Below are 26,357 nucleotides of genomic sequence, written 5' to 3' on the forward strand. Positions count from 1 at the left end.
CACACACTGCCTTTGCGGTCAGTTCGCTCTGACCTGCATCTTCACACATGAGGCCTCGTCGAGGAGTCCTCTCGCCTCGTCCACATGCTCACAAAGTGGACACGCAACTTTCGATGAACACCGCACTATATCCACAACAAGTGAATAAAGCTTTACTGAACTGAAAGGAAATGTCATGATATGGATATGACTTCACGATTCCTGACACTGGCCGACGTCGCTGAAACACTGAACCTGACGATGTCCGCCGCCCGTTCACTGGTGACGTCGGGGGAACTTCCTGCAATCCAGGTTGGCGGCAAGAAGGCATGGCGGGTTGAAGCCAGTGTTCTCGAGCAGTACATTCAGGATCAGTACGCGGCTACTCGTGAGCGCATGAAGGTCGAATCGGCTCACAGCTAACGGCGCGTCAGATCATCAGCGAATCTGCCATCTGGCTCGGCGCACGCAGCGTGCGTATCCCACCCGTCGACAGCGACATGACGACTGGAGTGGTGAAGTCACGCGTGTCAAGAGCCTGCCCGCTGGACATGCTTTCAAGATCAAAGTGGTCACCCATGACAGCACAGACGTATCCTGCGTGCTGGCCGCCTTCATGGTCGATGACGACGTACACATTCTCATCTCTCAGCGCGCGCAGAACGTGACTGATCGCCACCTCATGTGCCAGCGCTGACTCATCGGCTGCGCGACTTCCCAGCGGCCAGGCTGCGACAATGGCGTGAGCCGGGATGAGCACCATGTGTACCCCATTGTCGATCACAATCCACTCACGCGCGCAGTCTCGAACGATCCCTGTCATGCGCTCACCTCCGCGCAGTAAGACGTTCAAGTTACTCCCCCGCGTCGCGAGCAGGCGCGCTGACATCGTTACACGCGCACACTCAACATCTGCGAGCTCGTCGACAAGAATGTCCATTTCCTCGCGCCGTTCAGCATCGAAGCGCGCACTTAAGTCTGCCAGAAGGCGATCCAGATCCATGCGCACAGTGTGGCACAAACTAAAAGGAACTGCCACCACTTGACATCAATTATTCTTTCGTGCACACTCTAATCAATTCTTACGAACTAACATCAACTGACACGAAAGAAGTTCGATATGAATGGAGACAGTAGGTCTGGATACGTAGTCGAGACGGATGTCATGGATGGAACTGATTGCAATCGTGGGCTGGTGACGGTCACTGCCTGGGCAGGTGTACCTCTCCTGGCACTGACCGCCTACCTCGCTGTCCTCATTGTGCGATCAGGTGATCTGTATCGACCGGAGCTGTTGATTGCTCTGATCATCGCCTGTGTTGCAACGGTTTTTCTGGCATGGAACCAGCTCTGCGTCTTCCTGGCACTCCTCGCGACAGCTTCGTCGCGCACTGATGCACTGTCGCGGGCTCTCATTCGTTTTATTCGTCGCTTCGGCACGCAGCAGGCACGCGCAGTAATCGCGCGTCATGCTCTGGCGTTGAGCGTGTCGACCACCGCGATCAGCGCTATTGGAATGCCGGTTTTTGCCGCGCCACTCACGCCTTCCACCCCTTCTCTGACCAGTACATCATCTGCCACGCACGTTCTTCCCTTTTCTTCCATCGACGAGGGTGACTCCACGATTCCCGATGATCTGACCTGGCCAGCGTTGACCGCACAATCCACTTCGACAGCGCAATCAGGAGGTCCAAGCGCACAGCTTCCCTCCCCTTCTCACCAGATGCCACACGACACTCAACCAGAAGGCAACGCGATGGCACCCTCGCACTCTGGGCCGTCGACACAGACCGAGCACTCTGCACCATCTGCGAAGAACACTCCGCCTCAAGTCAGCCACCCTGCTGGATCATCGGCTTCCCAGGGCACCGACTCATCCAAGCAGCCCGCCTCCCCCTCGCACGCATACAGCACCGATTCCTCGGGGAAGCCTGCTTCACCTGTTTCCTCCAACGGTTTAAGTTCTGCCGGACAGGCAGCCTCATCCGTCCACTCACACGGTGTTGGCGCCGCAGGACACGATGCTTCGCCCGCCCCCACCCACAACACCGCTTCGTCCAACACGGGCAGCGCCACCCACTACGAAATCCAGCCTGGCGATTGTCTGTGGACGATCGCTGAAACATCCCTCCCCGCCTCAGCATCCGATGCCACGATCGCCCGCCATGTCGAGCGACTGATCCATGCGAACGCTGAGGTAATCGGAGACGATCCTGACCTGATCCACCCAGGAACAGTTATCACGATTCCCCCTAAGGAGAACTCATGAGCACGATACGCGCAGCCGAACGTTACTCCCGCAGCACAGATGGCTGCCTGAGATGGGATATGCGTCGAGATATGCCCACCCCGCTCGTCCTCGATTTTGAAGAGCGCCTCAAGCCCGATCCGGCGCGCCCCATTGCGCGCGACACGTTGCCCGACGCAGGGACGTGGGCAGCCAACCTGACGCGCGGCATCATTGAGGTTCTGCTGGGACGCAGACCCATCATGCAGCTTCGACGGTGGGTCGTGCCGGGGCTCTACGACCAGATTGATGCCACGGACTTCGATCCGGGCGGCGCGCTCCCCGCGCGGCGCACCAGCCCTGCCCCATGTCGCGTCATGTCAGTGAGCACGTGCGCCATCAAACCTGGGACGTTTGAAACCACCGTCGTCTTTGCGGTGTGCGGCCGGATCAGGGCAGCAGCGCTGAGGCTGGAAGATTTTCGAGGGCGATGGCTCGCCACCGCTCTCGACATCATTTAGAATCTGTCCGCGCACTACCTGTCAGGAGACATAGGGAATTCGCCTGCAAAGAGAGCGGATCTCTCGCCTGCCAGGTATCGATGCCTTAGCGGTTTTTCCTCCGCTTGGCCGCAGCACGACGCTGCGCACGGTTCCCGCCGCCAGACGAAGCCGCGTTACCGCTCCTGCCTCGTCCAGCAGCCCGACCGCCAGCAGGCGACGCCTCGCCAGCGGTGTTACTCGATGAATACTTCAAGCGTGCTGCCTGCTTTTGCTGGCCCACATCACCCATCACAGATGTAGCACGCGCCAGCGCTGCAGACGAAGCTGCAGCTTTTTGCTCGGCTTCCTGCTGCATCTGACGAATCCGGCGCTGCTGTTCACGTTCAGCCTCTGACGCCTCGTCGGAGTTCCCTTCCTTGGCGTCATCCTCCGAATCCCACAGCGCTGAAGCAGTTTCCAGCGCTCCGGTCGTGTCTTCTTCAGCAGCCTCATCGTCCTGTTCACCAGCAGGTGAGAGCACGCCCTGTTCGCGCAGACGCTGCCACGCGAGTTCGAACTGGTGCAGGTAGCCGAAGATCTGCTGAACCGATTCTTCGCGGATACGCTCCATCATCGCCTGGAACATCTGCGCGCCCTCAGCCTTGTATTCGACCAGAGGATCGCGCTGTCCCATTGCACGCAGGCCGATGCCTTCCTTGAGGTAGTCCATCTCATACAGGTGCTCGCGCCACAGGCGGTCGACCGTCGCCAGCACGACACGGCGTTCGAGGTCACGCATCGGATCTTCCCCGAGCTGCTGAATTGCCAACGGGTTCTGGTTGAGCTGCTCCTCGCCCAGCTCATAAACCGTGTGGATGTCACCCCTGATTTCAAAATTCAGGTCATCGCGCACCAATGAGTCCTGCCCGCCGTGAGCTTCGGCCACCTCTTTGGCGCTCACTGATACCGGGTAGTAGGAGCGCAACGCTGCCCACAGCTCGTTCAGATCCCAATCGTGAGCCGAATCTTCCTGCGTGTGCTCAGCAATGAGTGATTCAACCAGACGATCCATGAACCAGGATACCTGATCCTGCAGGTCGGCACCCTCAAGGACCTGACGACGCTGGTCATAAATCAACTCGCGCTGGTTAGTCATCACGTCGTCATATTTGAGGACGTTCTTGCGGATCTCGGCGTTACGGCCTTCGATCTGCGATTGTGCACTGGCAATGGAGCGTGACACAGCCTTGGATTCCAGTGGCATATCTTCCGGGTATGCGTTCGAGGCCATAATGCGCTGCGCAATCGTTGAATTAAACAGGCGCATCAGGTCATCTTCCATTGACAGGTAGAAACGAGACTCGCCCGGATCTCCCTGACGGCCGGAACGACCACGCAACTGGTTGTCAATGCGTCGCGACTCATGGCGCTCAGTGCCCAGGACGTACAGGCCACCGGCCTCGCGCACCTCTTCGCGTTCAGCTTCAACTGCCGCTTCGGCTTCCTCCAGTGCTTTCGGCCACGCCTCGCGGTACTCCTCAGCGTTCTCAGTCGGATCGAGACCCTTGGCAGCAAGGTTGGACTGCGCAATGAACTCCGAGTTGCCGCCCAGCATAATGTCGGTACCACGGCCAGCCATGTTGGTGGCAACGGTGACTGCGCCCTTGCGGCCAGCCATTGCCACGACTTGAGCTTCACGCTCATGCTGTTTGGCGTTCAACACCTGGTGGGAGATGTGATGCTGACGCAGCATATTGGACAGCACTTCGGATTTCTCCACAGACGTCGTGCCCACCAGGATCGGCTGTCCAGCCTTGTGGCGTTCCTCAATATCCTCAACGATCGCGTTGAGTTTGCCTTTCAGCGTGGGGTACACAAGGTCGGAGTGATCCTTACGGATCATCGGCCGGTTCGTCGGGATCGGAATGACACCCATCTTGTAGGTATTGGAGAATTCGGCGGCTTCCGTTTCAGCCGTACCCGTCATACCGGAGCGTGACCCCTCAGGATACAAGCGGAAGTAGTTCTGCAGCGTAATGGTTGCCAGCGTCTGGTTTTCAGCCTTGATCTGGACCTTTTCCTTCGCTTCGATCGCCTGGTGCATACCTTCGTTGTAGCGGCGCCCGGGCAGCACACGTCCGGTGTGTTCATCGACAATGAGGACTTCGCCCTTACTGACGATGTAGTCCTTGTCGCGGTGGAAGAGTTCCTTAGCCTTGATGGAGTTGTTCAGGAAACCGATCAGCGGCGTGTTGGCGGCTTCGTACAGGTTCTCCACGCCCAGCTGGTCCTCGACTTTATCGATGCCGGGTTCCAGGATGCCAACCGTTTTCTTCTTCTCGTCGACTTCGTAATCCACGTCGCGTTCCAGCAGCTTCGCGATGCGCGCGAACTCGGTGTACCACCGGTTGACATCACCGGTCGCCGGCCCGGAAATAATCAGAGGCGTACGCGCCTCGTCAATCAGGATCGAGTCAACCTCGTCAACGATGACGAAGGCATGGCCGCGCTGCACCATGTCTTCAGTGCGCTGAGCCATATTGTCTCGCAGGTAGTCGAACCCGAACTCGTTGTTCGTGCCGTAGGTGATATCGGCGGCGTACTGTTTGCGTCGCTCGTCTGGGGTCTGGCCGGTGAGGATACATCCGACGCTGATGCCGAGGAAGCGGTAGACGCGTCCCATCAGCTCTGACTGATAGTGCGCCAGGTAGTCATTGACGGTGACCACGTGGACGCCTTTGCCGGTGAGGGCTCGCAAGTACGAGGGCATCGTGGCAACCAGAGTTTTACCTTCACCGGTTTTCATTTCGGCAATGTTGCCCATGTGCAGGGCAGCGCCGCCCATCACCTGGACGTGGAATGGCCGTTGACGCAGCGTCCGCCAGGCAGCTTCGCGAACTGTGGCGAACGCTTCCACCATCAGTTCATCCAGCGTCTCGCCGTCTTCGTAGCGCTTCTTGAATTCGGGGGTCTTAGCCTGTAGTTCTTCATCGGTCAGTGCCTTAAAATCCTCTTCAAGTGCATCTACGTGGTTCGCGATACGCTCGAGTCTCTTCAGCGTTCGTCCTTCTCCAGCTCGGAGGATTTTGTCAATCAGTGACACCGGTTCTCCTGACGTCTCATTCGAGGCACTTTGCCCCTACGTGCACGCACTCTAGTTAAAAGGCGCATATCACGCTTATACAGTCTACGAAAAATCTGCCACAAACGATTAATGGCATTCAACTCTTTCGCTCTCAGCCACACTCAGCACCCTGTCGTCGCGTATTCGACCGTCCTCTCACTCCCCCACAACCCCAACTGTCGATCTCGCGCCCTACCGCACAGATGCCACGCCAAACTTGTCTCTAGCCATGCAGGTCACAGGCGTATAGGCATATCCGCCCTTCGCTGCAGTCAGCTGAGATCGACAGTTGGGGCACAGAAGGCGGGCAAGAGGGGCACGCATGAAGGATGAACCCGTACAAGGCGCGGGCTCAAGAGATGAGCACGCGCGAATGGCGGCGCGAGAGCGGGTACGAGGGAGAAAGGCACAAGACGCGTCCGCGGCGGCAGCACCGATCGCTGGTACAGCTTTCACGCATACAAAGGTGTGGCCCGCTGCCAAGGCAGCGGGCCACATAAGGGGCCAGTCAGCGGTTAAGCCGACGCCAAGACCTATCAGGCCGGCGCTGTGAACTAACAGGTCAGCACGATGAACTGACAGCACTATGAACAACAGGCCAGCGCGATGGCTATCAGGTCAGCGCTTACACCGATGCTTTGACCTATTTCGCCTAGTCGTCTCGCGATTCGCCTTCTCCGATTCGAGTATTCAGGCGGATCACACCGTAGGTCCAGCCGTGACGGTGATACACCACGCACGGTTGGTGTGTTTCCTTGTCGACGAAGAGGAAGAATGGGTGACCAACCAGTTCCATCTGGTCGAGCGCCTCATCCACACTCATCGGCTCAGCTTCATGGACTTTTTGCCTGACAATGACGGGAGAATCACCCAGCTGTTCTTCACGGGCCTCACCCGGCTTGAGGTCGTACGCGCTCTTCAGTTCGGCACGAGGCGCGGCGGCTGGCTTTGCCTCGGGTTCAAGTTCGGATTCAAGGGTGCGCGGATCGAACTCCTCATGCGGGTGTGGCTGATAATGGCGCCGATGATCTTTCGCGCGGTCGCGCGCACGACGCAGCCTTTCAAAGAGCTTTCCCGCTGCGATATCAACTGCCGCATAGCGGTCCGCTGAGGTTGCTTCGGCACGGATGACGGGGCCTTTCCCGTAGACCGTCAGCTCGATACGCTCAGCGGTGTCGGCTTGCCGCGGGTTCCTTTCGTGGGTCAATTCCACGTCCACGCGCTGTGCCCGCGGATAGAACTGCGTTGTCTTCGACACCTTCTCTTCAACGTACTCACGGAAATTCGGATGGATTTCGGCATTACGTCCGACAATTGTGATGTCCATGTCTCCTCCAGAGATTCAGTGGGCCCGGTGCCCACGTCAACAGTGCTCACGCTTCATTGCGATGAGCGGTGAGTGTTGTTATCACCCCCTGTATCGCGGCAGGCCCGACGTTACGGAACCGACCTGCCTTCTGTTATGTGCCTTCCATCATAATGCATGGTCGTGACGTATTTCACGTTACTGGGGTGTGCCTGTCGCACTGACCCGACACAGAGTGACGACCGCCTGAACCGGCGGCCCCAGCACTTGCGCCATTTCACGCACCGTCGCCCCCGTCGTCATCACATCATCGACGAGGATGACGTTCACTTTGGGCACAATATCGACACGCCGAATCATCGACCCGCTGCGTCCTGCGGCGCGAGCAGCCCCGCTTTTCCCAGACTGGCTGCTGCTTCCCACACGCAAGCGCACTGCATCGATGACGCGTACACGCATCCGCGAGCGCCCACCATCAGCATCAACGCGCGCATGCGACAGACCCACCGCTACTCCGTGCGCCACATCGAGCGCCACGAGTTGTCCGCGAAAACGCCTGGCAAAGCGTGACGGAGCCGGCACGACCCATATTTCATCCGCATCAAGTGTTCGCCACGCCGCCTCGCGCGCCACATGTTCCCCCAGCGTGATCCCACAGCGCCACAGAAATTCACTCAGATCTACGCGTGGACGATGCTTGGCAGCCAGAACGATCGAACGCAGCGCTCCCGCATATTCACCCAGTGCCCACGCCATGATCATCTGCTGTTCGTTCACCTCAACCGCCTGCCAGGTGCCCGGATCATTCGTGGCAATGGCACGGCAACGCTTGCACAGAATCGCATCCCACTTACCGCACCCCACGCATTGCACGGGCAAGATCAGGTCAGACAGCGCATGGGACCCCCTCGTCAATGTGCGATGCAGAAGGTGAGTTGCGTCGGCGTATTCCACCCCTCCAGCAGACCTCATTAGGTGCCTCGTGTCGACTCACACGGGCCGTTCTGTGGATAACCCGTCTCAGCCCGGATAGGAAATCTCGCGAACGGGGGCGCCCACGGCCTGCCACACCGACCCTGAACGCGAATACAGGTTCCCTTCTCGGGTGCGGATGTAGATGTTCGAGGGTGTCGCCCCTCCACTGATCATCTCGACCTCACCAGGCACAGGCATGGTGGAGCCGAATCCACCCAGGGGCTCGATGCGGATCTGAGGTGAAGAATCCGAGGCGGACTCGTCGAACACGAGCGTCACGGTGCCAGCCCACGACACGTCATTGACCGTGGCAGACGTGGCGCTGACCTGGATGGGCGTGCCCACGCTGGTCGGCACTCCCTGAGGGTCACGCACGATCGGCGCGACCCAGACCGAACGGGTCGTACCGACCCCGCGTATCAGAGCCAGGCGCGCACCGTCAGGTGAGACCTCCACCGATTGAATAGTGTGGGAGTGGTCAAATGGTGAGGGGAGCTCAATGTAGGTGCCGCCCAGCCCCATGATGTAAATGGGAGAACCGGGCGTGGTTGACGACGTTGTCCACGCCATGTCGAAGCGGTCAACTGAGGGCCATGAGGGCGAGGCGACCGGATGCGCGACCTGCCCGCCATCACCGTCAGCAATATAGACAGTGTCCTGCCCCACCCACGCCATCGCAGCATCAGAGGTGGGTCCAATTGCCGGCTTGGACGCGTCTGGCCCAATTTGCTCCGGGGTAAGAAGCAGGCGCGTGGAATTGCCAGATACGCTGACAAAACCTGTATCTGAAATCCCCACCGCACTGTCCATGCGGTAGTCGGGACCCAGCGGCACTGCCAGGTCCTCGATCGTCGCACCCTCAGACACAATGCGCACCGAGGTGACGGACGTGGATTGCGTTAACGTGGTGTAGATCTGCCAGTACAGTTCCGTCGGGTCCTGTACCGGCGCGACCTGCCCGTTAAGTGCCACGCTGGCCACCTGGTTGTCAACGCTGATTCCTCCAGCGCCCAGGGCTACGCCTTCTGGAATCGCCGAGGTGACGGCCGGCGCGATCGACTGGGACGGTCCCGCGAGGAGTCCTTCCATAAGGTGAGTAGCCAGGCGGCGAATCGGATACCACCGCGGATCAGGCACCAGCGCTCCCCCGTCATTGGACGGGAAATACAAGGAGACGAGCTGGTGGGAGGCTGTCAAGGAAGCTTCCGACACCATGACCCCATCGTCCAGAGAATCGATGCGCCACTGACCATCTACCTGGACCAAGTGGAACGACCGTGCGATCTGAGAACCCGATTCGGAGGGTGTCAGCACACCGTTAGCGTCGATTGTTGCGACCGCGGGGGCGGTGACATCTGTCGTCACATCGCCCATTCCTTCCTGCGACTGTGTCGAGGGTGTTGACGCGGTCGCATACACCTGAATCATTGTGGTCGGCTGCCACGTCTGGGCAGCTTTTTCAGTCAGATACAGGCGCGCCGCTGCAAAGTCATCAGTTGTGCCGGCAGCGCACGCCAGCAGGAAATCGGACACCAGCATGTCGGGGGTGCTGCCCTGGGCCGGGCCACCTGCCGTTACTTCAACCGGTTCGGCTGATGGCGTGGGAACGTCGAACGGGTGGGGCGAGCTGGCAGTCGGCAACACTGAGCAGGCAGCAGCTGACAATGCCATCGCAATGCCTGTTGCGCATGCGAGTGCACGCATAAGGACCGGCGACTGCGAGACGTGCGAACCTGCTGACCGGTGCCGCATAGCGCATGCACGCGCGATTCGATTCAGCCTCATTCCGCCGCGCCTCCTTCGGACGAACCATCCTCGCGCCCCTCGCCCCATTCATCCTTCCAAAGTTCCAGCGGGCGGGATGCCACGGCTGCACCCACCTTGCGCGGCAACGTGATGAGGAATGAGGATCCCATTCCCGGCACGCCCCAGGCTTCAATGGTGCCGCCATGCAGGTTGATGTCCTCGCGCGCGATTGCCAGGCCCAACCCGGTTCCACCTGTTGTGCGCGTGCGAGCGGGGTCGGCACGGAAGAAACGGTCGAAGACATGGGAAACGGTCTCTTCACTCATCCCCACGCCGTGATCGTGCACCCGCAGGGCGACATCGGTGTCGGTGGCGGCAATGTCGATATCGATGGGTCGGCGCTCGGCGTGTTCGATCGCATTGACAACGAGGTTGCGGACAACTCGTTCGACGCGGCGCGAATCGATCTCCGCGTCGCATCTGTTCTCTGGGTTGTGGATGATGATCGGCGCGTTGAGGCGCTCAGCGAGTTCACTGTGATCGTTGACCACTTTCGCCGCGAGTGCACGCAGATCCGTGGACTCGGCATCCAGCAGGGCGCTTTGGGCGTCGTAACGGGAAATCTCCAGAAGATCAGCCAGCATGGAGTCAAAACGTTCGACCTGTTCATGAAGGAGCTCGGCGGATCGCTTCGTCGATGGGGATAAGTTGTCGCGATCCTTCCAGATCATCACTTCCGCCATGCGGATTGTGGTCAGCGGGGTGCGCAGTTCATGTGAGACATCGGAGACGAAACGCTGCTGGAGTTTCGACAGCTCGTCATACTCGGTGATGCGGTGTTGCAGGGAATCCGCCATGTTGTTGAAGGCCTGTCCCAAGCGAGCCATTTCGTCGACACCTGTCACCGGTACGCGTGCGTGCAGGTCGCCCTCGGCCAGTCGCGATGCGGCGGACGAGGTGATGCGCACCGGACCCATCAGGTGATACAGAATCAGGAAAACTGCCAGCGGCAACACGATCGCAATAGGGATGACGGCCCAGCCCAGGGAGCGCATCACCATCGTGATGATGTTCTGTTCCTGTTTGAGCGAGTAGATAATGTACATTTCGTACAGCCCGGCGCGCGGCAGGTTGACCTGAGAGCCGACGATGATGCCCGGCTGTTCACTGCCATCCCTGTCGTGCAGCGCCACGGATTGCCACTGACCGCTGGTCGATTCAACAACCGCGTCACGCAGTGGGTCCGTGATGGTTGTCAAGTAGTCGACGTTGATAATTTCGTTGATGCGGAAATTAGTGTCGGACGAGGGCGAGCGGAGCACCATCACCGACACTGCTCCGGCGCCGGCAGCTGAACCACGCACATTAGCCACCATTCGACGCGCCAGCTCCTGAACCTGGTCAGGGCTGGAGGCTGTCGACTGGTCGAACATGGATTGCGCGGAAGCGAATCGAACACCAGCGTCCTCCAAGATGGCGTCTTTCCTGTTATCGAAGACACTGTCGGTGAGCTGCTCGGACGTGATCAGAGCAAAGATAATCAGCAGTGCCAGCGCCGAGGCGCACAGTGACAGGGCGATACGCACTGAAAGCGAGCTGCGTGCCTTTTGCCAGAGCCACAGGCGTTCATGCCAGCGCGGTTGCCGAGTGGTCGCGTCCGATTCCGGCGCAGTGTCACGACCCTGTTCCGGCACGATACCCCACTCCGCGCACAGTAATGACGATTTCGGGGCGCTCCGGATCGCGTTCGATCTTCGAGCGCAGACGCTGGACGTGGACGTTGACCAGACGAGTGTCGGCAGCGTGACGGTAGCCCCACACTTTTTCCAGTAGTTCCTCGCGCGTGAACACCTTCCACGGGGCGCGGCACAGCGCAACCAGCAGGTCGAATTCGAGCGGTGTCAGCGCAATTGTCTCGCCGCCTCGGCGCACCACGTGTCCGGCCACATCAATGGACAGTTCGCCCAGGCGCAGGTGTTCCTCGGCGCTTTCGTCTCGACCTCGCAGGCGGGCCTTCACACGGGCGACAAGTTCCCTGGGTTTGAACGGCTTGGGTACGTAGTCATCTGCACCGGCTTCGAGTCCGGCCACCACGTCAGCAGTGTCGGAGCGTGCCGTCAGCATGACGATGGGAACGTCGGATTCGCGCCGAAGCCTACGACATACTTCAATGCCGTCAATTCCCGGCAGCATCAGGTCCAGCAGCACCAGATCTGGAGCATCGGTGTGGAATTCATCGAGCGCACGATCACCGTCTTCCGCTGCGGTGACGATGAAGCCTTCAGATTCGAGGACGATGCCGATCATCTCCGCCAGTGCGACGTCATCATCTACCACCAGGATATGTGCTGCCATAATCACAATAGTGTCACGAAATGGACAATTTTTACAGTCGACCCGCTTTCAACTTCCGTTCCTTTTGTGGCACTCACGGTCGTGAAAAATAGAATTGTCCATGACTTCATGGCACGATTAAAAGCGATCACTGCACTGACACTAATGTCCAAGGAGTCAGACCATGAGTGAAAGCGATCAGTCGCGTACATTCGACCAATCGGCATCGGAGGGCGCATCGTCTCCGCCTTACGAGGCCAATCAGACCGCGCCCGAAGCCGGCCACGACGCTTCCTGGTCAGCACCAGGTTCTGGATCCGCGTCTTCCGCATCACAATTTGATTCCACCGCTACCGGCGGGGCATCTGGCCACGCCGGAGCCTATAGGCCAGGTTCCGACTCACGTGAAGGGCCTGATTCATCCTGGGGTGCTCCGCCACCGCGGTGGGGACAGCGCACGTCGTTCGCTCCGCCTGCCAATGGATCTGACCAATTCGCCACACCCGGCCAGCCAGCCTCACAGGCTTCCGCCCAGTGGTCGCATGCAAGCGACCACTCGGCGCCAGGGGGCGGTGATCAGAACTTTGCTCCCGGTGCCGGCCCTGCCCCGCAGAATGCTCCTCGGGCGCAGCAATGGGGCCTGGGTGACCCTAAGCCAGGGGTCATTCCGCTGCGCCCTCTCCAGATCGGTGAACTGTTCGAGGGAACGTTCCGTGCGATGCGTTCGAACCCGTCTGTTGTTTTCGGTTTCACCCTTGTCGTCGTCCTGATCGTCGCAGTGATCACCGCGATCATCTCGTCTTTGACGGTCGATTCGGTCTTCAACAAGCTTTTCCCGCTGATCGACCAAACTGACGAAGACCCAACCGTTCTCATTGACTTCATCCTGTCCGACCTGTCCAGCATCGCCACCAACCTCGGTATCAACGCGGTGACTACCACCGTTCTTCTGACAATCTCCACCGTGCTGGTCACCGGCGTGCTGTGCGCAACCGTTCAGGACGCTGTTTTGGGCAGGGCGTGCACACTGGCGGAAGCGTGGAACCAGATCAAGTCACGCGTAGGCGTGCTGTCCCTGTACGGTTTGCTCCTGTCGATCCCCAGCATCGCCATCGGTGCGCTGATGATCTTCGTGCTCACTCAGTTGGGAAGTGCTCAGGAAAGCGACATGCAGCGCATTGTCATCATGCTCCTTGTTGCCACCGTCGCGGCACTCATTGTCTCGCTGGTCTACCTGTTCCTGCTGATTCGACTCCTGTACGTCGAAATCGTCATCGTCATCGAACGCGCCGGCCTGATCGACTCCATCAAACGCTCATGGAAGCTGACCAAAGGCAGTTTCTGGCGCACATTCGGACGCTACGCGCTGATCTACATTCTGCTCACTGCGCTTGTATCTGTCGCCAGCGGCGTGGTCGGTGCCGTCACGGGCCTGCTCGCATTGACCGGCTCCCCCACCATTTTGTTCGTCTCGTCCGTCCTGGGCACAACGATCGCGCAAGCCATCACGCTGCCGGTCGTCGCCTGCTTTACGACACTGATGTATGTCGATGAACGCATGCGCAAGGAAAACCTCGGCCCCGCCCTGGCTCAAGCTGCCCGCGCCTGACTGGCAGGCCACTGATGCGAATCGTCAACCTGGACGTGCCCGTCACTCCGGATGCCCCAGAGGCTCAGGAGTGGCTCCAACGCGAGCTTTCCAAGACGCGCTATCAGTTTCCAGACCCCGTCGACAAGTCCGGTGAGACACTCCTGCAGCGCATCCTGCGATTTCTTCAGGAGCAGTCTTTCCCTACATTGCCCGGCTTCAAGATTCTCATGGTGGCGCTGGCTGTCTTTGCCGTGCTTCTCATTGTCGCGCTGATCCTCAACCCCATTCGCCTGCGCAACCGTGTGCGTTCTCATTCGGTCATGTCCGACCAGGACGTCTCCGCACGCCAGGCGCATGACAACGCATCTAGCTATCTGAAAGAGGCGGACTTCGCGCAGGCGTTCATTTGGGGAATGCGCTACCTGGTCCTGAGTCTTGACGAGCGTGACGTCGTGCGTGCCACGCCCGGCCTGACCGCTCACGAAGCGGCCACGGCTGCCAGCGCGCAGTTTCCAGACTCGCGCGACTCCCTCGTCAATGCGGCCGCGCTGTTCGATGCTGTCCTGTACGGCAGGTCAACTCCGACACGTGACGATGTCACCCGCCTGATGAAACTGACGAAAGCGCTACGCACGTCACGCACCTCCTCAGGCGAATCACTCGCAGGTGACCCACCGTCAGGCGACTCGTCTCCAGACGGCTCAGTATCTGAACACTCACCCTCAGACGCTGACCGTGCTCCCTCAGCCCAGGGGGCCAAGTGAATCAGCAACGAGCCACGGTCGCCACGCTGTCCGCACGGCAACGACTGCGCGAAAGCAAACCCCTGCTGATCCTGATCGGCATCATTGTCGCGTGCATGGCGCTCCTGCTGATTATCCCGACCAATTCGCAGGATCGGCGCCCATTTTCCGCCGGAAATCTGCACGATGAAGGCTCGGCCGCCCTCATTGAAGTCCTGCGCGAACAAGGGGTGAATGTCTTCGTCACGTCTTCGCCGGAGGACGCTATCGCCCGCGCTCAGCAGCCTGATACCACGCTCGCAGTCGCAGGAGATGTGGTGCCACTGAATTTTCAGATGTACACCGACCGGATCGACTCAATCGTGTGGATCGCGAACGGTCAGATGACCGGCCCGGAATTCAACGGCGTCACGTTTGCCGGCACGTCCCAGCTTCTGCCTGGTGTCCTGAAACCAGACGTCCCTGCGACGGTTCGTTTGCTGGAGGATTCAACGTGCCGGTCCGAGGCGGCCAAACGGGCCGGAAAGATTTCGAAGTCCGAGGTCACAGTCAGCGTGCACGAACCGTGGACCGGGTGCTTCGAGCAGTCTTCCGGCCAATTTGTCTACGCTGAGAAGATCGAGGGTGACCAGTTCCGCGCCATTATTCCCGGCGGGGCGGTGGTGCAGAACAAGACGATCGCTCAGGCGGGTAATGCTGCGTTGGCGTTGAACACCCTGGGCCGCAACGCGAACCTGGTGTGGTTCGTGGGCTCACTGAACGCCGGCACGACGGTTGCCGCACCTGCCCCTCCGATGCCGCTGTGGCTCAAATACGGAATTTTACTGCTGGGCCTGACGATGGCAATGCTGGCGTGGGTCAAAGGCGTGCGTCTTGGTCGCCTCGTTCCTGAAAACCTGCCCACGCCTGTCCCCGCCATTGAAACCGTCCAGGGACGAGGACGACTCCTGCGTTCCAACCGTGCGCACGCCCACGCAGCCACGTCGTTGCGCGTCCACACGGCACGAAGGATTGCCCGCCGCCTAGGGGTCACTGACCATTCCTCACGCGCCGCGCTGACCGAGGCAATTCGAGCCTCAGGTGTGGATGTGATGCGTGCTGACGACACATTGTGGGGGCCGGCCCCCACCAACGATCAGGATCTTGCCCGCCTTGCACAGGAACTCAAACAATTGGAGGCTGATATTCGCCATGAGTGACCAGATGACCAATGACCAGATGAGCACCCCACCTCACCAGTCTTCTCACGAGTTCTCTCAAGAAGAGTTCGAGTCAGCCCAGCAATCCTTGCTGCGGATCCGCTCCGAGATCAGCAAAGCGGTTGTCGGCCAGGATCAGGCCGTCACCGGCTTGATTATTGCGCTCGTGGCAGGCGGACATGCACTGATTGAGGGTGTGCCCGGCGTTGCGAAGACACTGCTGGTGCGGTCCCTTGCTGCGGCTGTGGATCTTGAGATGACACGAGTCCAGTTCACGCCCGACCTGATGCCGGCTGACATCACCGGGTCGATGGTGTGGAACGCGGGCGATTCGTCCTTCGAGTTTCGCGAAGGCCCGGTCTTTACGAATATCCTGCTGGCCGATGAGATCAACCGCACCCCACCAAAGACCCAGTCCGCTTTGCTTGAAGCAATGGAAGAACACCAGGTCAGTGTTGATGTCACGACTCATCGTCTGCGTGAGCCGTTCATGGTGGTCGCCACGCAGAACCCCGTTGAGCAGGAGGGAACCTATCCCCTGCCTGAAGCGCAGCTGGACCGTTTCCTGGTCAAGCTCGACATGCCGCTTCCGCAGGCAGATGTGGAACGGGAAGTGCTGGCGCGTCACCAGCGCGGATTCGATCCTCTGCAGCTCAGACAGGCGGGAGTGGAACCTGTCGCCACGGCTGATGATCTGGCTCTGGCCCGAAAGGCTGCTGCGCACATCAACGTGGACGACGCAGTAATCGCCTACATCGTCGATCTTGTCCAGGCAACCCGTCGTTCCCCGGCAACATCGCTCGGTGTCTCGCCACGAGGCGGTACCGCCCTGTTGGCCACGTCGCGGGTGTGGGCGTTCCTGATGGGTCGATCATTTGTCACTCCTGATGACGTCAAGGCGATGGCGCCGGCAACTCTTGCGCATCGTCTCTCACTGAATGCTGAAGCAGAACTGGAAGGTACGACAAAAACGGCAGTGATCAACAACGTCCTGGCGACGGTGGCGGTTCCACGGTGATTATCCCTTCGTGGAGAGCTGTCGCCCTCACGGCGCTTGGCATCATCCCCATCATCTTTTTCCCCACGATGACATTGACGGTCGCATGGTTCCTCCTCGTGGTGGCGATGGTGCTGGTTGACAGTGCGCTCGCGCTTTCGCCGCGAAGGCTGGAAGTCACGAGGGAGACGCCTTCACCTATTCGTGCCGGCACTGATTCAGTCTGCACCCTCACTCTGGCAAATCCCTCCGGCAGGGTCGTGCACATGGATGTGCGCGATGCATGGCCGCCGTCGGTGCGCCAGGACCCTCGTCGTCACCATGTGCGTCTCGAGGCGCACGGTAAGGCGCGATTGCGGACAGCGATTTTTCCTGCCAGGCGTGGCACGGTTTTTTCTGATTTTGTCACCGTGCGCGCGTGGGGTCCACTTCGGCTGGGGTCCCGTCAGGTGTCGTTGCGAGCTGACCTGACGCTGACAGTGATCCCGGAGTTCCGCTCGCGCCGCCTACTCCCGTCCCGACTGCAGCGCCTCCACGATCTGGATGGGTCGACGGCCACGGTTCTGCGCGGACCGGGCACCGAGTTTGATTCTCTGCGCGAGTATGTCATCGGTGATGACCCTCGTGACATTGACTGGCGTGCCACTGCCCGCTCACGCGACCTCATGGTGCGCACGTGGCGCCCTGAAAGAGATCGCCACGTAGTGATCGTTGTGGATACCGGGCGCGCAGGATCCCTGCTTTTGGGCCCCACAGATGTGGAGATGATTCGCAGCAGCGACCTTTCAGTAGTTGAAGAACATACGCATGACGCTGACGTGGTGGATGTCGGGTCGGCGCCTCGCCTGGATTCAGGTATTGAAGCGACGCTGCTTCTGGCGGCTTTAGCTGATCGAGGTGGGGACAAGGTGCACGTGATGGCGGTTGACCGTCAGGTGCGTGCCCGTGTCAGCGGTCTGACGGGGCCGCGCCTTCTCAACCAGTTGGCGATCGATTTTGCCGGCGTGCAGCCCACCGTTGAACCTACTGACTGGAATAAGGTGATTGTGGAAGTAGGGCGCATGGTGCATCACCATTCGCTGCTGGTCCTGGTTACCGAAGTTCCGCCGTTGGGGTCAGATCCTGACTTTGTGGATTCTGTGGCAGCCCTGTCGCGCAATCATCGTGTGGTCGTAGCATCGGCGCGTGACCCGCATCTGGATCACATGCTGTCAGAATCTGACACGATTGATCAGGTGTATGGCGCGGCAGCTGCTTCCGCTGCCCGCCGTGAGATCCGTCAGGCCTGTGAGCAACTCAATCGCATCGGTGTGATGACGCTCGACGTGTCGGCGGGTCTGCTCAGCGCCAAACTGGCTGACTTGTATGTGCAGCTGAAAGGCCAGGGACTGGCCTAGCACAGGTCAGGCAGCAACGGGTTGCGCGTACCCGGCATCCGATTCCAGATCGCCAATGATCCCGAGCTTGTGGGCACGCCCTCCGAGGATGAACGTGTACAGCCACAGTGCGGTGATGACCAGTACCCCACTGCCGATGCGAATCCAGTTCGGCAATGATGATGGCGTCACGAATCCTTCGATGAAACCGGAGATTGCCAGGAGGATCACCAGGCCGCCGCAAATCACCACCATTGACCTGCCAGCTCGCGCAAGGGCTCGTCCGCGGGTGGTACCACCTGGGCTGATCAGAGCCCAGAACAGGCGCAGCCCTGCCGCACCGGCAATGAAGATCGCCGTCAGCTCGGGCAGACCGTGCGGAAGGATGTAATGCAGGAAGAAAGCTGGCCCCGCATAGTGCACAACCAGCGCACCTGTTACCCCCATGGAGACAGCATTGTTGTAAATGATCACGAACGGCATGATTCCGGTGATACCCGCGCCGATCATCTGGATGGCGATAAATGCGTTGTTAAACCATACGGATGCGCCAAACTGGGCGTTCGTGTCCTGTGAGTAGTACTCCACGAAGTCGTGGAAGACGAATGATCGTGCTGCTTCTGGCTCCATCAGCGTTTCAATGGCAGCGGGGTTGCGTCCGAGCCACACAATTTCAGTAATGGTAATCGTCAGGAACAACGCCATGATGCCGATTGTCCACCACCGCACTTCGTACAGTGCGGCAGGCAGCGTCACTTTGAACCATCGAGCCATGCCAACCAGGGATGCGCCTGACGTTCCGGTCAGGCGTGAACGCGCTCGCGCCAGGTCGTTGGACAGTTGGTGGATGAGGTCCGGATCAGGCATGGTGGCGCGTATCATCGCCAGGTCCGAAGATGCACGCCTGTACAGCAGGCTGAGTTCGTCAATCTGATCGCCGTCCAGGCGGCGCATCCGTGCAAGCGTATGGAGTCGATCCCATGAAGGCGACCGCGAAGCTTTCAGCGCATCTATGTCCACTCGAGCTAGCATGTCATACATGAGCCCAAACGTCTCGCCCGTACGCAAGATTTCCGATAACCGGTTGAAAACCGGCGAGGGTGTCTCCCTGGACGTCTACCCCGCCTCCCCCGTGGTGCGTGGGTTGGCTCTCCTTATCGATATGTATGTGTATATCGCCACCTTCGGCAGCGTGTTCTTGCTGATGACGTTTCTGGGCACCTTTGACTCATGGTCACTGGAACGCATCGGTATCATCGGCACGATGGTGATGATCTTCCTGATCGCCCCGATGACTGTGGAGTTTTTGACGCATGGTCGCTCACTGGGCAAATGGGCGTTCCACCTGCAGGTTGTTCGAGATGACGGTGGTCCTGTCACGATGCGTCAGATCGCGATGCGAGCGGTGTCCGCGCTCCTGGAAATTTTCATGACGATGGGGTCGGTTGCCGCGGTGACATCGCTGGTCAACAAGCAGTCAAAGCGTCTGGGTGATATCGCTGCAGGAACGATCGTGGTCCGACTGCCTGAGCCGGCACATTTTGTTCCCCTGGTGATGCCACCGGAGTTGAAGCGATGGGCTGACACTGCGTTGTTCACTGATCCTGGAAGTGACGTGAGGGCGTACGGCCTGTATCTGATGCGCACGATCGCAACCATGTCGCCAGCTCAGCGCGCTCAGCTCACATCGGAGTACGCCCACTCGTTGCTGGATTATGTCTCACCTGCCCCGCCCACGGCTGATGCGGAGCGTTTCATCGCGGCATTCCTGGTGACATTGCGTAATCGCGAGTATGTGCGCGACGTGCGTCGCCATCACCGTGATGACGTTCAAAGGTCACGCGCAGGCGCCGTGCCTTTTGAGATCGGTGCTGCCTGAACTATTCCTTGTCCTCAGGAGTCATTCCCTGTGTCGTAATCACATGGAACCGTGATTTTCTGGCCTCGTGATCACCAGCGAAGGGGCCGCGTTCAGCCTGCCAGGGGCGGTTGGGTGTGTCTTTCCCGTCAATTGACGAGGGGGCAGCCGGGTCGCCTTGTTGGGCGTGGTGCGCGACGCATTGAGCCACTGGTGAGGCTGAATCGGTGTGGGCGGCATCGCGGACTGCGTCAACGAGCGCCATCAGGTCATCGGCCGATGGTGGTGCCGGGTCAAACGAGCTCTGCAAACGCACGATTTGCCATCCTTGAGGGGCAGTCAGATTATTCGCGTGGCGTTCACACAAGTCGTATGCGTGCGGCTCGCTCGCTGTTGACAGTGGACCGAGGACGGCCGTCGAATCGGCATAGTCATACGTCAATGTTGCAACAGGAGCCCCTGCGCATCCGGGTTTGGAACAGTGTCGAGCCAGCATCACGCCTTCTACTGTAGGGTGGCCTGACGCCGGTTGCGTGGAGGCACACCCAAGGTTGACTGCCATTTTCGCCATGTCATCGCTTACAGTGGCCATGTGCCTACACGGAGTCAAGGTCGTCGTGATCGCCACGGACGAGGGACGCGCGGACCACAGTTTGTTCCGGGCATCCCTGCGCGAATGACGCGGCGCGCACAGTTTGTGCGCTGCGTTCAAGATGCTGTCAGTGAGCTGACTGAACGGTGGCCAGCTGTGGCGACCATTGAATTCGGTGTGGAGGATGTTCCACCGTCCGATCCTGCTGCGTGGGAGGACCATTCGGTGGTCATTGCCCGCATTTTTCCCGCTGATCGCCGGCGCGGGCTGCGTGACCGTATCGTCGTGTATCGCCGGGCGATGGAGCTGCACAGCGCGCGCTCAGACATGGACACGGTGATGCGTCAGATTCTGGCTGACCGTATTTCGCATATTCTGGCGATTCCGCCCGACGAGCTCGAAGAGTATTTCGACATGTAGTCGCTTCAGTCCGGTCCGCTTATCGGCTGGGCGTCATGAGGATCGTTTCCTGGCCTTGTCCTAACCCGGCGTGATCCAGCCCTGTCACCGCGTGAAGCATACCTGTCGGTGTCTTCGCACTCAGTGCGAGGCTGACGTGGACCGGCTGGCTGGCTTCGAGTGTCTGCTGAGCTGCTTCGTCCAGATCGATCTGCGTGCTTGTCCCGGCTGGCAAGTCGTGTGTGAGGTCCCCGATACTCACCTGTGTGGCGTTCGCGCCGGTGGTGACAAGCACGGACATGGTGCTCAGTTCTGCACCGCTGGCAGTTTCGAGGGCTGTTGGACGCGCCACCTGCTCCTCAGCCAGAATGTCACTCAGGAGCGCCCCGAGGTCCTGGCGAGCCGGGATGGTGAGCGTCGTGACGGGAGCGACCCCGACGGATGCATCTCTGTCTTCCCAGTGCGTCTGCGACCCGTTCCATTGGCTCCCAACCGTCTTCACCATCACGGTTGTCGCGATGGGCACATCTGATTGGACGCGAATTGCACGAGCCTGGTCATCCAGCGTGGAAATATCCACATCCAGAACTGTCCCGTTGTCCACGGTGAGCTGGTCGGTGCCGGCCAACGGCGTTGTTCCCACGGGGTTCAGCACGCTCAACGTGACCTGCGCGTTCTCTCCGCTGGGTACGGCGATACGGATGGCTGCTGATTCGAGTGCGGTGCGATCCGGCAACGCTATGACGGAGTCCAGCGATGCTGGCTGCCCTGCAATTCGCGTCAGTCCCAACGGTGTCTCACCGTTCATGCCGGATGACTGTGCCCAGGCGATGACGCCGGGACCGTCGGCTCGAACGTGCAGTGCAAGGCGCTCATATCCTGGGAACCAGGAGGCTGCCAGCAGCGACATGCGTGATTGGGGCGGGACAACGACGGCAGGTCCTGGCGTGGTGGTCGGGCCAGATTCGCTGATTGCATCGATGGAAACCTGTGTCGACTTGTCGGATGGGTTGACCAGTTGGAGCACCACGTCCTCTCCCACGAGAGTACTTCCGAGCGCAACCCACTGGTCCTGCAGAGCTGGTCGGCATGTGTCGAGCACCAAGGAGCGCAGTTCTCCTCCGCCGTTTCCCGACAGCACCAGCGCGGTGGCACGTTGCACACGCTCTCCTGTCACGGTGAGTGCCACGTGTGGTTCGTTCTTTGCAGCATCGTTCCCGCCAGCGTTGACACCAGAGGATCCGGCAGGTGACACCCACCATTGCGCCGGCATCCGCGTATTGCCGACGGCTTGCGGGTCGTCCAGGCCTCCCGGGCAGCCCAGTGTCACTGACGAGGGGGACGCCGTCACAACCGGAGCTTCAATACGGGCCGGGCCGATGGCACTGGGCTGCGTTGTGGCGGAGCGTGCGGCCAGGTAGCAGATTGACGCGATAGCCATAATCGTGATCAGTGCGGCGACCATCGGTCGCCGTGAGCGTGCCAGCTTCGTGCGGGGCACGGCTGTGGGTGTGTGCGCGGTACTCATGTGCGCCTCCTGAGTGGCACGAGGCCCATAATGCAGGCGGCTCCGGCCACAGCGAGCACAACGCGCCACAGGGTCTGCGGCCACCACGACCAGGTGATGACAAGGTGCCCCGATTCTGGCAGTGCAAAGCCTTGAGCCCAGGTGGCTTCCGAGGGTGTCACGTATTCAAGTGCGCGCCCGTCCACAGTGGCATGCCAGCGCGCATCTGAACGCTCCGCCCACACCAGGGTGGCAGGGGCTCCCTCGTCCACCCCTGCTCCAGTATCAAGGGCGACTGATGTGCCGAGTTGAGTGGAGTCAATCGGCGTCGTGCCGATCCGTAAATGTGCGGGCTGGGCTGAATCTGGTCGGACTCTCCACAGGGCGCCCGCATCCGTGTCACCTACTTTTTCCAGTGCCGCCACTTTGTCGAGTGATTCTTCGACGCTGGCCTGGCAGTGAGAAGCAGCCGCGTGCGAACCTTTCGATCCGGTGCACACCACTGTGTCGATGTTGTGCTGGTACAGGATGCGCGCAGCCTGCTCGTCAGGGGTCGCAACCAGCGTGGCGAGTGCGCTGAGAAGCTGCGCGGATGCGGGGTCTGGGAGGGCTGCATCGCCATCCGCCTCGCTCGGACTGACTGCGATCAGACGGGCCCATCGTGTCAGCGCTGAATCATCGGTCCATGACACGTCCTGGGCGCGCAGGATCCACGCGGCCAGTGCGCCTTGAGCGCGCGTCGCGGCCTCGTCTTCCTGATGATCATGTGGACTGGCCGCGCCTGTCCCCTCGGCTGAGCCAGACGTTTCGGCGGACGGTTCGAGTGGGGCGATCACGAGGGTGCGTCCGCCTCGCGGTGATTCCTGTGCGTGAGTGGACACGGCTGGCAGGGCCGGGCGCGATGTGGCGGTGACTCTGCTCGCCGTTGGGGGCGCCATCATCATCGTGACCCACACGATCATGGGGACCAGCGCGGTGCAGGCAACCAGTGCGGTGGCTGCGCTACGGATGAGAGGCGGGCGCTGCGACCATGCGCGCATGCGCACAGTCAGCTCACCGTCTTCAGCCTTGGCCGTGTAGTGCGGACTGTCGCACGTTGACAGCGCGAGGGTCATGCCCAACAGTCCCAGTGAAATAAAGGGGCCGGGCCACGCATAGGCTACCGTGTCTGCAGCGAGCCATCCGACAGGGGCATGAGCACCGGCCCCCAGTGCCACTGGCACTGTGCTCACACCGTAGGCTGCGAACCGGCTCAGCGCTGCCACGGCCATTCCCCACATGCGGGTGAAGGGCTCATGGGCACGCACAGGGAGGATGCTCAACAGGGCGCACACCGCCAGCATGACAATAACGACCGCCCCGCAGATGAGCGCTGTGGTCAAACCGTGAATATTCAACCACGTCCACACCGACGGGTTGTGTCTGCTGAGTTCTCCGTAGGGGGCACGAATGTCAAAGGGCAGACCCAGTGCGATCTGCCAGGCCTGCGCAGGAGGAACTGCAAGTGTTCCACCGCCAGGCGTAATGAGCGCGTGCCAGCTCGTACCGCCAGTACGGATCGCCGCGCTGACCAATGGGGTGATCACAACTCCAGCAGGCACGAGGGACCACGCGAGGGCGGCGGCACGCCTCCTCCACCGCATCAGTGCAACCGCGGCGATCAGCACAGCCGCACCCATCAGGGCAGGCACCGCGCTCACGATGACGGCCAGGCTGATTGCCGCAATCCCCCACGCTCCGCCGGCACGGACATGGCGGTCAACAGTGGCCACACCATCCGCGCTCGGGACGACCAGTGTTGGCTTTGCGCGGCTGATCAGTCGGATCCAGCCCCACGCTGCCAGGGGAAGAAAGACGTGGACGAGGGCGGCGCTGAGACGTCCGTGGAGTAATGCCAGCAGCAATGTCGGGGCGCAGGCCCACACCATGCACATGACGACTCGAAGGCGCACTGAGGTCGTCACAGCGCACGAAAGGGCCCACATTGTCAGGCACGATGCCGGTATGGCTGCGGCCAGCAAAAGAGCAGTCGCATACGTTGGGGATACTCCCAAGGCGCACAACGGCGCAATGAGCACCGTGAGAAGAACGAGGAACGGGTCAGGAACAGCAGCAATTCCACTGCCTGACGGCAACCACCATGTCAGCGCGGCTTGCGCCGTCTGTTTCAATGTCGATGGCAATGCAAGCCAGGCACCTCCGCGCAGGGCGGACAGATGCGAGTGCCAGAGGACGATACTGAGTGCGACAGTGATCACGGTCATCACGGTGAACGTCACAGCACTGGTCATGCGGTAGCTGCGCAGTGAGGCATGCTGGATGGGGTCGCCCTCGTCCATGTCGTTGCGTGCGCGAATGGTGCGGGCTCGAAGTTTACGGGCGCGCCACACCTCGCGCGGACTGGCTTCCACTGATGCGAGTACTCGTCGAGACAGTGTGGCGGTGCGGGCGGCAAGGTGGCGTGCGCGAATCAGGTCGGGCGTGTGTGCGATCAGCTTGAGCCAGGCGCTCAGCTCAGGTATCGCCAGGTGGGCGGCACTGGTCATGATCCTGCCGATGGCACGCAGCGGTGTCCACACGGTCAGAGCCACCATGAGCAGCGGCAGTTGCCACCACGGCACAGCCGCCATCCAGTTGAACAACTGGGCATATCGGCGTGCCTGGAAAGACGCGTCATCGGGATGGTCAGTGCCTTGGTCATGCAGGCTGGCCTGTTCATGTCGTACTCGTGCCTTCGGGTCAACGACGACGCGGTACCCGGCGCGCCGCGCCCTGCGGCCGAACTCCAGTCCGTCACCGAAAGGTCCGAGGTTGGGGCTCAAGCCGCCCAGTTTCGTCCATGCCTGCGTGCTCACCAGCATGCCGGCGGTGCCGACCGCGAGGACATCGGACGTGTCATCGTATTGACCTTGATCGATCTCATCGGGCATTACTGTGTCGACTCGCCGTGCTGAACGGGTGGCGCGAATACCCAACTCAAGGAGGCGTGAGCCGTCCATTGCGACCTGTTTGGCACCGACCACGCCGATTGTGCGTCCGCTCTGGGCGGTATTCCACTGACGAGACAGACACTGTGGGTGCGCCACACAGTCATCGTGCATGATCCACAGCCACGTGGAATTATCGATCAGTTCAGCCACGCGATCGTTGTCGGCATATGCACGGTGGATGGCGTCAGAGAGGTTGCGCGCACCTGGTGTTGAGACGAAGGTGGTCGGAACCGTGAAGTCACGAATGGCATTGTCGAGCGTGGCGTGTTCGTCAGCCTGGGCGGCAGTGTGAGGTGGCCGGGGATCCCCAGCTTCCGCATCGATGATGACGAGGTGTTCGGGCCGTTCGGCCTGGGAATCGATACTGACCGCGGCTGCGCGGCAACGGTTGTCATTCGTCGAACGGGTGACCAGCACGGCGACAACGCCGTGAGCAGTGTGGCTGCGCGCGCGGCGTGAACCTGGCTCATCGCCATGAGGTGAGACGTCAGCGTCTGATTGTTCAGGGGTGGACGAGGGTGGCGTAGTGTGCGCCGAGCGGTGCGAAGCGCTGGAGGTCATGTCATCAGCCAGCGGCACGGCGCAAGCGGCGACGCTCCCGTTCGGACAATCCGCCCCAGATTCCGAATCGCTCGTCATGAGCTAATGCGTATTCCAGGCACTCTTCGCGCACTGAGCATGATTGGCACACGGCTTTCGCTTCGCGCGTCGATCCTCCCTTTTCCGGGAAGAAGGCTTCTGGATCTGTCTGTGCGCACAGCGCATGCTGCTGCCACGCCAGCGGGCCATCAGCACGGGCAAATGCCTCGACATCCGCAGCCTCGGACCATGTCAGAGGTCCGTCACCCAGGATGTTCCACACGATTTATCGTCCCCTCGCCGTAAACAGTTCGTACCTGAATTACACCGTTGTTATCCGCCGGTGTCAAGTT

22 protein-coding genes are annotated in these 26,357 nt (G+C 60.4%); 10 read left to right on the forward strand and 12 right to left on the reverse strand.

From position 1 onward, the window contains the following. The first annotated feature begins 186 nt into the window (after positions 1-186). Positions 187-402 (forward strand): helix-turn-helix domain-containing protein, encoded by a 216-nt coding sequence (locus BLT69_RS06955; RefSeq protein ID WP_058237829.1) that lies wholly within the window; start codon positions 187-189, stop codon positions 400-402. Positions 403-409: 7 nt separating this feature from the next. On the opposite strand, the gene BLT69_RS06960 is transcribed toward BLT69_RS06955, so the two are convergent. Continuing rightward, on the reverse strand, positions 410-982 hold the full coding sequence (locus BLT69_RS06960) for a hypothetical protein (RefSeq protein WP_092648705.1): 573 nt from the start codon (positions 980-982) through the stop codon (positions 410-412). A 162-nt stretch (positions 983-1,144) separates the two neighbouring features. Between BLT69_RS06960 and BLT69_RS06965 the strand changes: the two genes are divergently transcribed. Next, positions 1,145-2,248, forward strand: coding sequence for a LysM peptidoglycan-binding domain-containing protein (locus tag BLT69_RS06965; protein ID WP_092648706.1), 1,104 nt, complete (start codon positions 1,145-1,147; stop codon positions 2,246-2,248). Then, positions 2,245-2,727 carry an Rv3235 family protein gene (locus BLT69_RS06970; RefSeq protein ID WP_083314439.1) on the forward strand — a complete coding sequence of 161 codons (483 nt, stop codon included), beginning with the start codon at positions 2,245-2,247 and terminating at the stop codon, positions 2,725-2,727. Before BLT69_RS06965 ends, BLT69_RS06970 begins: the two co-directional genes overlap by 4 nt. An 85-nt stretch (positions 2,728-2,812) precedes the next feature. Here the strand turns inward: BLT69_RS06970 and secA are convergent, their stop codons facing one another. From secA to mtrA, 6 genes are all read right to left on the reverse strand, one after another. Further along, positions 2,813-5,791, reverse strand: a complete 2,979-nt coding sequence (secA, locus tag BLT69_RS06975) for a preprotein translocase subunit SecA (RefSeq protein ID WP_092648707.1) — start codon at positions 5,789-5,791, stop codon at positions 2,813-2,815. A 673-nt stretch (positions 5,792-6,464) separates the two neighbouring features. Beyond that, positions 6,465-7,139 carry a ribosome hibernation-promoting factor, HPF/YfiA family gene (gene hpf, locus BLT69_RS06980; protein WP_058237022.1) on the reverse strand — a complete coding sequence of 225 codons (675 nt, stop codon included), beginning with the start codon at positions 7,137-7,139 and terminating at the stop codon, positions 6,465-6,467. 177 nt (positions 7,140-7,316) lie between these two features. Continuing rightward, positions 7,317-8,090 carry a ComF family protein gene (locus tag BLT69_RS06985; protein WP_257590284.1) on the reverse strand — a complete coding sequence of 258 codons (774 nt, stop codon included), beginning with the start codon at positions 8,088-8,090 and terminating at the stop codon, positions 7,317-7,319. A 48-nt stretch (positions 8,091-8,138) separates the two neighbouring features. Next, positions 8,139-9,878: an LpqB family beta-propeller domain-containing protein gene (locus BLT69_RS06990; RefSeq protein WP_162272395.1), complete on the reverse strand. Its 1,740-nt coding sequence runs from the start codon at positions 9,876-9,878 to the stop codon at positions 8,139-8,141. Then, a complete protein-coding gene (gene mtrB / locus BLT69_RS06995; RefSeq protein WP_257590285.1) occupies positions 9,875-11,533 on the reverse strand; it encodes an MtrAB system histidine kinase MtrB in 1,659 nt (552 codons plus the stop codon). The genes BLT69_RS06990 and mtrB overlap by 4 nt, the downstream gene beginning before the upstream one ends. Beyond that, on the reverse strand, positions 11,514-12,194 hold the full coding sequence (gene mtrA / locus BLT69_RS07000) for an MtrAB system response regulator MtrA (protein ID WP_092648709.1): 681 nt from the start codon (positions 12,192-12,194) through the stop codon (positions 11,514-11,516). Before mtrA ends, mtrB begins: the two co-directional genes overlap by 20 nt. 163 nt (positions 12,195-12,357) lie before the next feature. On the opposite strand from mtrA, the gene BLT69_RS07005 reads away from it, so the two are divergent. The 5 genes from BLT69_RS07005 to BLT69_RS07025 are packed head-to-tail and all read left to right on the forward strand — an operon-like array spanning position 12,358 to position 18,100. Beyond that, complete coding sequence (locus BLT69_RS07005; protein ID WP_092648710.1) at positions 12,358-13,782, forward strand: DUF7847 domain-containing protein; 1,425 nt, start codon at positions 12,358-12,360, stop codon at positions 13,780-13,782. Positions 13,783-13,796: 14 nt separating this feature from the next. Further along, entirely contained in the window at positions 13,797-14,528 is a 732-nt protein-coding gene (locus BLT69_RS07010) for a DUF4129 domain-containing protein (RefSeq protein WP_092648711.1), read from the forward strand. After that, entirely contained in the window at positions 14,525-15,706 is a 1,182-nt protein-coding gene (locus tag BLT69_RS07015) for a DUF4350 domain-containing protein (protein ID WP_092648712.1), read from the forward strand. Before BLT69_RS07010 ends, BLT69_RS07015 begins: the two co-directional genes overlap by 4 nt. 19 nt (positions 15,707-15,725) lie before the next feature. Beyond that, positions 15,726-16,724: an AAA family ATPase gene (locus tag BLT69_RS07020; RefSeq protein WP_092649119.1), complete on the forward strand. Its 999-nt coding sequence runs from the start codon at positions 15,726-15,728 to the stop codon at positions 16,722-16,724. After that, entirely contained in the window at positions 16,721-18,100 is a 1,380-nt protein-coding gene (locus BLT69_RS07025; RefSeq protein WP_257590286.1) for a DUF58 domain-containing protein, read from the forward strand. Before BLT69_RS07020 ends, BLT69_RS07025 begins: the two co-directional genes overlap by 4 nt. Before the next feature lie 6 nt (positions 18,101-18,106). Here BLT69_RS07025 and BLT69_RS07030 read toward each other — a convergent pair whose 3' ends face one another. After that, the gene (locus BLT69_RS07030; protein ID WP_058237030.1) at positions 18,107-19,120 is read right to left on the reverse strand and encodes a stage II sporulation protein M; all 1,014 of its coding nucleotides are present in this window, start codon (positions 19,118-19,120) and stop codon (positions 18,107-18,109) included. Here BLT69_RS07030 and BLT69_RS07035 point away from each other — a divergent pair. After that, positions 19,119-19,958 carry an RDD family protein gene (locus tag BLT69_RS07035; RefSeq protein WP_157886372.1) on the forward strand — a complete coding sequence of 280 codons (840 nt, stop codon included), beginning with the start codon at positions 19,119-19,121 and terminating at the stop codon, positions 19,956-19,958. The two genes, BLT69_RS07030 and BLT69_RS07035, sit on opposite strands and share 2 nt — an antisense overlap. Position 19,959: 1 nt before the next feature. Here BLT69_RS07035 and BLT69_RS07040 read toward each other — a convergent pair whose 3' ends face one another. Continuing rightward, positions 19,960-20,436, reverse strand: coding sequence for a DUF3499 domain-containing protein (locus tag BLT69_RS07040; RefSeq protein ID WP_092649122.1), 477 nt, complete (start codon positions 20,434-20,436; stop codon positions 19,960-19,962). A 93-nt stretch (positions 20,437-20,529) separates the two neighbouring features. Between BLT69_RS07040 and BLT69_RS07045 the strand changes: the two genes are divergently transcribed. Continuing rightward, entirely contained in the window at positions 20,530-20,949 is a 420-nt protein-coding gene (locus tag BLT69_RS07045; protein WP_092648713.1) for a metallopeptidase family protein, read from the forward strand. A 19-nt stretch (positions 20,950-20,968) separates the two neighbouring features. Here BLT69_RS07045 and BLT69_RS07050 read toward each other — a convergent pair whose 3' ends face one another. From BLT69_RS07050 to BLT69_RS07060, 3 genes are read right to left on the reverse strand one after another with little or no spacing between them, the layout of a single operon-like run. Further along, positions 20,969-22,456, reverse strand: coding sequence for a DUF5719 family protein (locus tag BLT69_RS07050; RefSeq protein WP_092648714.1), 1,488 nt, complete (start codon positions 22,454-22,456; stop codon positions 20,969-20,971). Then, entirely contained in the window at positions 22,453-26,064 is a 3,612-nt protein-coding gene (locus BLT69_RS07055; protein ID WP_092648715.1) for a glycosyltransferase, read from the reverse strand. The genes BLT69_RS07050 and BLT69_RS07055 overlap by 4 nt, the downstream gene beginning before the upstream one ends. Beyond that, positions 25,991-26,260 (reverse strand): WhiB family transcriptional regulator, encoded by a 270-nt coding sequence (locus tag BLT69_RS07060; protein WP_371935782.1) that lies wholly within the window; start codon positions 26,258-26,260, stop codon positions 25,991-25,993. Before BLT69_RS07060 ends, BLT69_RS07055 begins: the two co-directional genes overlap by 74 nt. Between the last annotated feature and the right edge of the window lie 97 nt (positions 26,261-26,357).

Origin of the sequence: Schaalia radingae, assembly GCF_900106055.1 — a bacterium.
Taxonomy (GTDB): domain Bacteria; phylum Actinomycetota; class Actinomycetes; order Actinomycetales; family Actinomycetaceae; genus Pauljensenia; species Pauljensenia radingae_A.

Excerpts from the sequence above, each read along its gene's own strand:
- BLT69_RS06955 (WP_058237829.1), top strand. The coding sequence starts at position 187 with ATGACTTCACGATTCCTGACACTGGCCGACGTCGCTGAAACACTGAAC.
- BLT69_RS06960 (WP_092648705.1), bottom strand. The coding sequence starts at position 982 with ATGGATCTGGATCGCCTTCTGGCAGACTTAAGTGCGCGCTTCGATGCT.
- BLT69_RS06965 (WP_092648706.1), top strand. The coding sequence starts at position 1,145 with ATGGATGGAACTGATTGCAATCGTGGGCTGGTGACGGTCACTGCCTGG.
- BLT69_RS06970 (WP_083314439.1), top strand. The coding sequence starts at position 2,245 with ATGAGCACGATACGCGCAGCCGAACGTTACTCCCGCAGCACAGATGGC.
- hpf (WP_058237022.1), bottom strand. The coding sequence starts at position 7,139 with ATGGACATCACAATTGTCGGACGTAATGCCGAAATCCATCCGAATTTC.
- BLT69_RS06985 (WP_257590284.1), bottom strand. The coding sequence starts at position 8,090 with ATGAGGTCTGCTGGAGGGGTGGAATACGCCGACGCAACTCACCTTCTG.
- BLT69_RS06990 (WP_162272395.1), bottom strand. The coding sequence starts at position 9,878 with ATGAGGCTGAATCGAATCGCGCGTGCATGCGCTATGCGGCACCGGTCA.
- mtrA (WP_092648709.1), bottom strand. The coding sequence starts at position 12,194 with ATGGCAGCACATATCCTGGTGGTAGATGATGACGTCGCACTGGCGGAG.
- BLT69_RS07005 (WP_092648710.1), top strand. The coding sequence starts at position 12,358 with ATGAGTGAAAGCGATCAGTCGCGTACATTCGACCAATCGGCATCGGAG.
- BLT69_RS07010 (WP_092648711.1), top strand. The coding sequence starts at position 13,797 with ATGCGAATCGTCAACCTGGACGTGCCCGTCACTCCGGATGCCCCAGAG.
- BLT69_RS07020 (WP_092649119.1), top strand. The coding sequence starts at position 15,726 with ATGAGCACCCCACCTCACCAGTCTTCTCACGAGTTCTCTCAAGAAGAG.
- BLT69_RS07035 (WP_157886372.1), top strand. The coding sequence starts at position 19,119 with ATGAGCCCAAACGTCTCGCCCGTACGCAAGATTTCCGATAACCGGTTG.
- BLT69_RS07030 (WP_058237030.1), bottom strand. The coding sequence starts at position 19,120 with ATGTATGACATGCTAGCTCGAGTGGACATAGATGCGCTGAAAGCTTCG.
- BLT69_RS07050 (WP_092648714.1), bottom strand. The coding sequence starts at position 22,456 with ATGAGTACCGCGCACACACCCACAGCCGTGCCCCGCACGAAGCTGGCA.
- BLT69_RS07055 (WP_092648715.1), bottom strand. The coding sequence starts at position 26,064 with ATGACGAGCGATTCGGAATCTGGGGCGGATTGTCCGAACGGGAGCGTC.